General features: G+C 69.2%; 7 protein-coding genes and 1 pseudogene. 2 read left to right on the plus strand and 6 right to left on the minus strand.

Features of this window, described 5'->3' with window-relative positions:
• The 6 genes and pseudogenes from B0W88_RS28460 to B0W88_RS28485 form a co-directional block, all read right to left on the minus strand.
• Positions 1–307: pseudogene (locus tag B0W88_RS28460) on the minus strand (GGDEF domain-containing protein); the annotation flags it as partial.
• Positions 308–341: 34 nt separating this feature from the next.
• Positions 342–1553, minus strand: a complete 1212-nt coding sequence (locus B0W88_RS28465; protein ID WP_077037924.1) for an ABC transporter substrate-binding protein — start codon at positions 1551–1553, stop codon at positions 342–344.
• Between the two features lie 9 nt (positions 1554–1562).
• Entirely contained in the window at positions 1563–2519 is a 957-nt protein-coding gene (locus B0W88_RS28470) for a branched-chain amino acid ABC transporter permease (RefSeq protein WP_233151878.1), read from the minus strand.
• A gap of 2 nt (positions 2520–2521) precedes the next feature.
• Entirely contained in the window at positions 2522–3397 is an 876-nt protein-coding gene (locus B0W88_RS28475; RefSeq protein WP_233151879.1) for a branched-chain amino acid ABC transporter permease, read from the minus strand.
• Complete coding sequence (locus tag B0W88_RS28480) at positions 3397–4128, minus strand: ABC transporter ATP-binding protein (RefSeq protein ID WP_077037926.1); 732 nt, start codon at positions 4126–4128, stop codon at positions 3397–3399. The genes B0W88_RS28475 and B0W88_RS28480 overlap by 1 nt, the downstream gene beginning before the upstream one ends.
• Positions 4125–4883: an ABC transporter ATP-binding protein gene (locus B0W88_RS28485; protein WP_077037927.1), complete on the minus strand. Its 759-nt coding sequence runs from the start codon at positions 4881–4883 to the stop codon at positions 4125–4127. The genes B0W88_RS28480 and B0W88_RS28485 overlap by 4 nt, the downstream gene beginning before the upstream one ends.
• A 104-nt stretch (positions 4884–4987) precedes the next feature.
• On the opposite strand from B0W88_RS28485, the gene B0W88_RS28490 reads away from it, so the two are divergent.
• Positions 4988–5860 (plus strand): DMT family transporter, encoded by an 873-nt coding sequence (locus B0W88_RS28490; RefSeq protein ID WP_077037928.1) that lies wholly within the window; start codon positions 4988–4990, stop codon positions 5858–5860.
• 64 nt (positions 5861–5924) lie between these two features.
• The coding region (locus B0W88_RS28495; protein WP_144007034.1) for a PIG-L deacetylase family protein at positions 5925–6719 on the plus strand (795 nt) is incomplete at its 3' end.

Below are 6719 nucleotides of genomic sequence, written 5' to 3' on the forward strand. Positions count from 1 at the left end.
CCCCAGACCCTTCACCACCCTCGCGGGGCGGCGGCGGTGGCCGGTCCTCGGCGCCTTCGCGCGGCGGCGGCGGCTCCTCGCCCCGCCCCGGCCGCTGCTGCATGAAGGCCTGGAAGCCCGGCCCCGACAGCGTCCCATAACGCTCGATGTAAGCGGCAACCCGCCCGCGGAAATGCTCGCTGGCATGCCGCGCAGGCAGCGACTCGAACTTGCGCTGAAGCTGCAGATAGGCGGTGCCTCCGACCAGGGCGACGGAGGCCAGGCCGGTCAGCATCAGGGCCAGGATCAGTTTCAGGCGCAGGCTCATCCGGGAGGGGCTCGGGGTGGCGAAGCGCGGGATTCTAGGGTGAGGTCGAGAGCACGTCGCCGAAGCCTTGCCACTGCACGCCGGTGAATCGTGCAAGCTGCCCCTGCTTGACGAGGAAGTAGTCGGTCGGCGTCGTGTTCAGGCTCATGCCCGGCAGCAGCAGCGGCAGCTTCAGCGCCTTGATGCTGGCGGCCTGTTTCATCAGGTTCTCGCGCGTCAGGTCGTTGCCGCAGGCCTTGAGGATGTGGACCAGCGTCTGCGCCGTGAGGTAGGCATAGAGGTTGGACGCGTCCTTCGGGTCGCCCTCGCGGTAGTAGCGGCCCATGAAGGCGCGCCATTCCAGCATGCTGGGGTCGTCCTTCCATTGCGGGTCGTTGGGATCCTTGAAGTACTGCAGCGTCAGCAGGCCCACCGACTTGTCCAGGCCGGCAGGCGTCAGCACCGAGCCGACCGAAGCGCCCACGTTGTTGACGATCTGCAGCGGCTTCCAGCCCGAGTCCCAGGCCTTGCGGATCGCCTGGGCGGAGAACTTGGGCGTGGCGATGTTGATGAAGGTGTCGGCGCCCGAGCCCTGCAGCGAGAGCACCTGCGAGTCCACCGTCGGATCGGTCACCTCGTAGCTGGCCTCCGCCACGATCATCTTCGCTCCGGCCGCGCCCAGGCCGTCCTTGACGCCCTTGAGCACGTCCTTCCCGAAATCGTCGTTCTGGTAGAGGATCGCGATCTTCGCGCCTGGCTTGTTCTTCAGCAGGTAGCGGGCGTAGATCTGGCCCTCGGCCTGGTAGCTGAGGTTGAAGCCCAGCGTCCATGGATAGTTCTTCGGGTCGGCCCACTTGGTGGCGCCGGTGGCCAGCAGCAGGTGCGGCACCTTCTTCGCGTTGACGTACTTGTGGATGGCGCTGTTGGCCGCCGTGCCCAGGGTCTGGAACAGGGCCAGCACCTCTTCCTGCTCGACCAGCTTGCGCACCTGCTCCACCGTCTTGGGCGGGCTGTAGCCGTCGTCCAGGCTGATCAGGTTGATCTTGCGGCCATTGATGCCGCCCTGCTCGTTGAGCATCTTGAAGTAGGCCTGGTGCAGCTTGCCGATCGTGCCGTAGGCGGAGGCCGGCCCGCTGTAGGGCATGGTCTGGCCGAGCTTGATCTCGGTGTCGCTGGCGCCGGGGCCGTACTTCTTGCCCTGCGCGCCCGCGCCCGTGACGATCGGTGCCAGCGCGGCAACGAGGCAGCTTCTGCGGGTGATCTTCATGCTTCCCTCCTAGCGGTGAAAGCGCGCCAGCGCGGCGCGAACGAGCCCGGCCACGCCGCCGGGCATCAGGACCATGAACACGATCAGCATCACGCCGTAGATCGCCCAGGGCGCGGCCTTGGAGATCTGGTCGGCGAGGTTCGGCACGAACTGGATGAACAGCGCCCCGTAGATCGCGCCCGGGATCGACGCAAGCCCGCCGACGACGATGCCCACCAGCAGCGTGATCGACAGGAACACGCTGAAGGAATCAGGCGCCACGAACTGCACGACGATGGCACCCAGCGCCCCAGCGATGCCGGTGTACAGGGCGGACACGCCGAAGGTCATCGTCTTCACCCGGGCCGTGTCCACGCCCATCGCGCGCGCGGCGATCGGCTGGTCGCGGATGGCCACCATTGCGCGGCCGATGCGGCCGTCCAGCAGATTGGCGCCGAGCCAGAACAGCAGGAGCAGCCAGGCCAGCACGACGAAGTACAGCCACTGGTCCTGGCTCAGTTCCACGCCGGCCGCCAGCAGCCAGTCGGGCGGATTCGGCTTGTCGATCGTGATGCCCATGGCCCCGCCGGTCCAGTGCTCGAGCGCCTTGTACTTGAGCAACTGCGGCATCACCACGCCCAGCGCGAAGGTGGCCAGCGAGAGGTACAGGCCCTCCAGCCGCAGCGCCGGCAGGCCGAACAGGAAGCCCGCGATGCCGCACACGAGGCCGGCGATCGGCACCGTCAGCGCGTAGTGCATGCCGGCCTTGTCCATCAGGATCGCGGCGGTGTAGGCGCCGATCGCATAGAAGGCGCCGTGGCCCAGCGAGATCTGGCCGTTGTAGCCGGTGAGCATGTTCAGGCCCAGCAGCGCGATCGCATAGACCAGGGCCAGCGTCAGCTGGAACACGCGGTAGTTGGCGAGCATGAAGGGCAGCGCGCAGGCCAGGGCGATCAGGGCCAGCAGCAGGACGAGGCGTCTGTTCATCGTCATACCCTCGTGACGTGGACCTTGCCGAACAAGCCCGCCGGCCGCACCACCAGCACCCCGACGATCAGCACCAGCGCCACCGTCAGCTTCAGCTCGGTGCCCAGCAGCGCGCCGACCAGGTTCTCCAGCACGCCGACGATGAAGCCGCCCAGCACCGCGCCGCCGGGGCTGTCGATGCCGCCCAGCAGCGCCGCGGCGAAGGCGTAGAGCAGGATGCCCGACATCATGTTCGGCTCCAGGAACACGGTGGGCGCCACCATCATCCCGGCCACCGCGCCGATCGCCCCGGCCAGGCCCCAGCCCAGCGCCAGCATCCAGCCCACGCGGATGCCCACCAGGCGGCTGGAGACCGGGTTCTGCGCCGCCGCCCGCATCGCCAGCCCCAGCGGCGTGAAGCGGAAGAACACGAACAGCAGGGCCAGCACCACCAGCGTGATCGCGATCGAGCCCAGCTCGTGTGAGGACACATAGGAGTTGCCGAACAGCGGCTGCGCCGGGAAGGGGCTCGGAAAGGGCTTGATCGTGTAGCTGAAGATCCAGCCGGCCAGGCTGTTGAAGATCACCAGCAGGCCGATGAAGACGATCACCAGCGAGAGGATCGGCGCGTCCTCCACCAGCCGCACGATCAGCCGCTCGATCAGCACGCCGAGCAGGAAGGCGCCAGCCGCCGTCAGCGCGAAGGCGCCCCAGTACGGCACGCCCGCCTGCAGCAGGCTCCAGCAGATGTAGGTGGCGAACATCGCCAGCTCGCCCTGCGCGAAGTTCACCAGGTGGGTGGCCTGGTAGATCATCACCAGGGCCAGGGCCACGCTGGCGTAGATGCCGCCGGTGGCAAGGCCGGAGAAGAACTGGTGGAGCAGGACGTTGCCCATCATCAATAGCCCAGGTAGGCGCGGCGCACCGCCTCATCGGAGCCGACCTGCTCCGCCGTGCCGGCCATCACGACGCGCCCCGTCTCCAGCAGGTAGGCCCGGCGGGCCAGCTTCAGCGCCAGCGCGGCGTTCTGCTCGACCAGCAGCATGCCCATGCCCTCGCGCCTGTTGATGTCGGCCAGGATGTCGAACAGCTCCTGCACGATCAGCGGGGCCAGGCCGAAGGACGGTTCGTCCAGCAGCAGCAGGCGCGGCCGCAGCATCAGCGCGCGCGACACGGCCAGCATCTGCTGCTCGCCGCCCGAGAGCGTGCCGGCCTGCTGGCGGCGGCGCTCCTTCAGCCTGGGGAAATAACTGAATATGCGCTCGTAGTCCTGCGCCACCCGGGCCTTGCCGTCCTTGCGTGTGTAGGCGCCCAGCCGCAGGTTCTCCTCGACGCTGAGGTTGACGAAGGTGCCGCGGCCATCGGGCACATGGGCCAGGCCCAGGCGGACGATGGATTCCGTCGCCATCGCCTCGATGCGCCGGCCGTCGAAGACGACCTCGCCGCGGGTGCGCCTGAGCATGCCGCAGACGGCGCGCAGCGTGGTGGTCTTGCCGGCGCCGTTGGCGCCGAGGATCGCGGTGACGCCGCCGGCCTCGACGGCGAAGTCCAGCCCGTGCAGCACCTGCGTGGCGCCGTAGCGGGCCTGCAGGCCGCGCACTTCCAGCAGAGCTGCAGCGCCGCCGCTCATGCGCTGGCCCCCAGATAGGCCCGCACAAGATCGGCGTTATGCCGCACCTCGTCCGGCGTGCCGTCGGCAATCTTGCGGCCGAAGTCCAGGGCCACCACCTGGTCGGAGATGCGCATCACCAGGCTCATGTGGTGCTCCACCAGCAGCAGCGTCAGCGAGAGCCGCTCGCGGATGCCGCGCAGCAGTTCCATCAGCGCGCCCACCTCCTCGTGGTTGAGCCCGCCGGCCGGCTCGTCCAGCAGCAGCAGCTTCGGCCTGCTGGCCAGCGCACGGCCCAGCTCAACGCGCTTGAGCGTGCCGAAGGGCAAGTCCATCACCCGCCTCTGCGCCACGGCCTGCAGGTCCAGCAACTCGACGATCTCGTCCGCCTGCTCGCCGAGCCGCCGCTCCTGCGCCCGCATGCGCGGCAGCCGCAGCGCCGCCGCGAGGAAGCCGCCGCTGCTGCGGCTGTGCGCGCCCAGCAGGATGTTCTGCCGCACGCTCATCGTGCGGAACAGCGCCAGGTTCTGGAAGGTCCGGGCGATGCCCAAGGCGGCGATGCCCTGGGCGGGCGTGCGCAGCAGCGAGCGGCCCTCGAAGAGGATGTCGCCCTCGTCGCAGCGGTACAGGCGCGACAGGCAGTTGAACAGCGTCGTCTTGCCCGCGCCGTTGGGCCCGATCAGCCCGACGATGCGCCCGGCCGGCGCAGCGAAGGACACCCGGTCCAGGGCCGTGATGCCGCCGAAGCGCACGCTCAGCTCACGCACCTCCAGCATCGGGGCGGGGGTCGGACCGATGGCTGTCTCCTTTGTTCTTGTGCATCGACCGTAACGCCGTCGTAACTAATGCAAATCAGTCCTTTCCCTATGATGCCCGGCCTATGTCCTCGTCCCCCACTCCCTGGCTCGCCTACGCCTGCCTCGCGCTGAGCACCACCATCGTCGGCAGCTACCTGGGCCTGTCCAAGCTGCTGGTGATCGTCTTCCCGGTCTTCCTGCTGGCGGGCCTGCGCTTCGGCCTGGCGGCGCTGATGATGCTGCACTGGCTCAAGCCCGCCGCGGACGAGCCGCCGCTGGACGCGCGCTCCCGGTGGCTGCTCTTCGTCGAGTCCTTCCTCGGCAACTTCCTGTTCTCGATCTGCCTGCTGTTCGGGGTCAGGTCTTGCTCGGCCGTCGCGGCCGGCGTGATCATGGCCGGCATCCCGGCGGCCGTGGCGCTGCTGAGCCGGCTGCTGCTGGGCGAGCGCATCGCGCCGCGGGTGCTGCTGGGCATCGCGCTGGGCGTGGCCGGCATCGCGCTGGTCGCCCTGGGCAAAGCGGACGCCGGCAGCACCACGCCGCTGGGCGCGGCACTGCTGATCGGCGCCGTCTTCTGCGAGGCCAGCTATGTGGTGATCGGCAAGAAGCTGACCGCCCACCTGGCGCCGAAGCGCATCAGCGCGCTGATCAACCTCTGGGGCCTGGTGCTGGTCGCCCCGCTGGCGCTCTGGCAGTCCTTCAGCTTCGACTTCAGCGCACCCTCGCTGCCGATCTGGGGCCTGCTGCTGTTCTATGCCGGCGCGGCGAGCATGCTGACGGTCTGGCTCTGGATGACCGGGCTCAAGCGCGTGCCGGCCGCCCGGGCCGGCGTGTTCATGGTCTTCCTGCCCATCGCCACCGGCCTGGTGGGCCTGCTGCTGGGCGAGGCGATGAGCTGGCAGCAGGGCCTGGCCTACACGCTAGCGCTGGCTGGCGTGGTGCTTGCCACGGCATAGAAACCCAACAAGAAGTTATGGCCTTGGCCGGACCGCCTTCGGCCCCTTGACCTACGATTCCCCGATGCTTCCCCCGACCCTGACACCCGACCACCCGCTGACCGACACCGAAGACCTGGCCCGCTGGCAGGCCTGGGTGGCCCGCTTCGCCGAACTGCTGGGCGCGCCGGCCGTGCCTTCCGCCCTGCCCGCATCCGCCGATGGCAAGACTTGCCTGATCTTCGCCCCGCATCCCGACGACGAATGCATCATCGGCGCCCTGCCGCTGCGCCTGCAGCGCGAAGCCGGCTGGCAGGTCACCAACGTGGCGGTCACCCTGGGCAGCAACAAGGCCCGCCGCGCCGAGCGCTGGGCCGAGCTGGAAGCCGCCTGCGCGGTGCTGGGCTGGGCCAATATCCGGCTGCGCGAGGAAGGCTTCGAGGAGACCAAGGCCGACACCGCCGAGCGCCGCCCCGAGCTGTGGGCCGAACAGGTGCAGGCCGTGGCCGAGCTGCTGCGCGAGCGGCGCCCGGCCCTGATCCTGCTGCCGCACGAGCACGACGGCAACAGCAGCCACATCGGCACCCACCGGCTGGTGATGGAGGCGCTGGCCGCCTCGGGCATCGAGACCGTGGTCGCGCAGACGGAGTTCTGGAGCACCCAGGCGGCGCCGAACTGGATGGTCGAGACCTCCGTCACGGACACCGCGCGGCTGATCCAGGCGCTGGCCCGCCACGTCGGCGAGGTGGCCCGTAACCCTTATCATCAGCGGCTTCCCGCCTTCATGGCGGACAACGTGCGCCGCGGCGGCGAACTGATCGCCGGCGCCGGCAGCGCGGTCCCCGATTACGCCTTCGCCACGCTGTACCGGCTGAGCCGC

It is taken from the genome of Pelomonas sp. KK5 (assembly GCF_001984095.1).
In the GTDB taxonomy this organism is placed as follows: Bacteria; Pseudomonadota; Gammaproteobacteria; order Burkholderiales; family Burkholderiaceae_C; genus KK5.

What these genes read in the sequence shown, in the direction of transcription:
- B0W88_RS28465 (WP_077037924.1), bottom strand. Translation starts at nt 1,553, where the DNA reads ATGAAGATCACCCGCAGAAGCTGCCTCGTTGCCGCGCTGGCACCGATC.
- B0W88_RS28470 (WP_233151878.1), bottom strand. Translation starts at nt 2,519, where the DNA reads ATGAACAGACGCCTCGTCCTGCTGCTGGCCCTGATCGCCCTGGCCTGC.
- B0W88_RS28475 (WP_233151879.1), bottom strand. Translation starts at nt 3,397, where the DNA reads ATGATGGGCAACGTCCTGCTCCACCAGTTCTTCTCCGGCCTTGCCACC.
- B0W88_RS28480 (WP_077037926.1), bottom strand. Translation starts at nt 4,128, where the DNA reads ATGAGCGGCGGCGCTGCAGCTCTGCTGGAAGTGCGCGGCCTGCAGGCC.
- B0W88_RS28485 (WP_077037927.1), bottom strand. Translation starts at nt 4,883, where the DNA reads ATGCTGGAGGTGCGTGAGCTGAGCGTGCGCTTCGGCGGCATCACGGCC.
- B0W88_RS28490 (WP_077037928.1), top strand. Translation starts at nt 4,988, where the DNA reads ATGTCCTCGTCCCCCACTCCCTGGCTCGCCTACGCCTGCCTCGCGCTG.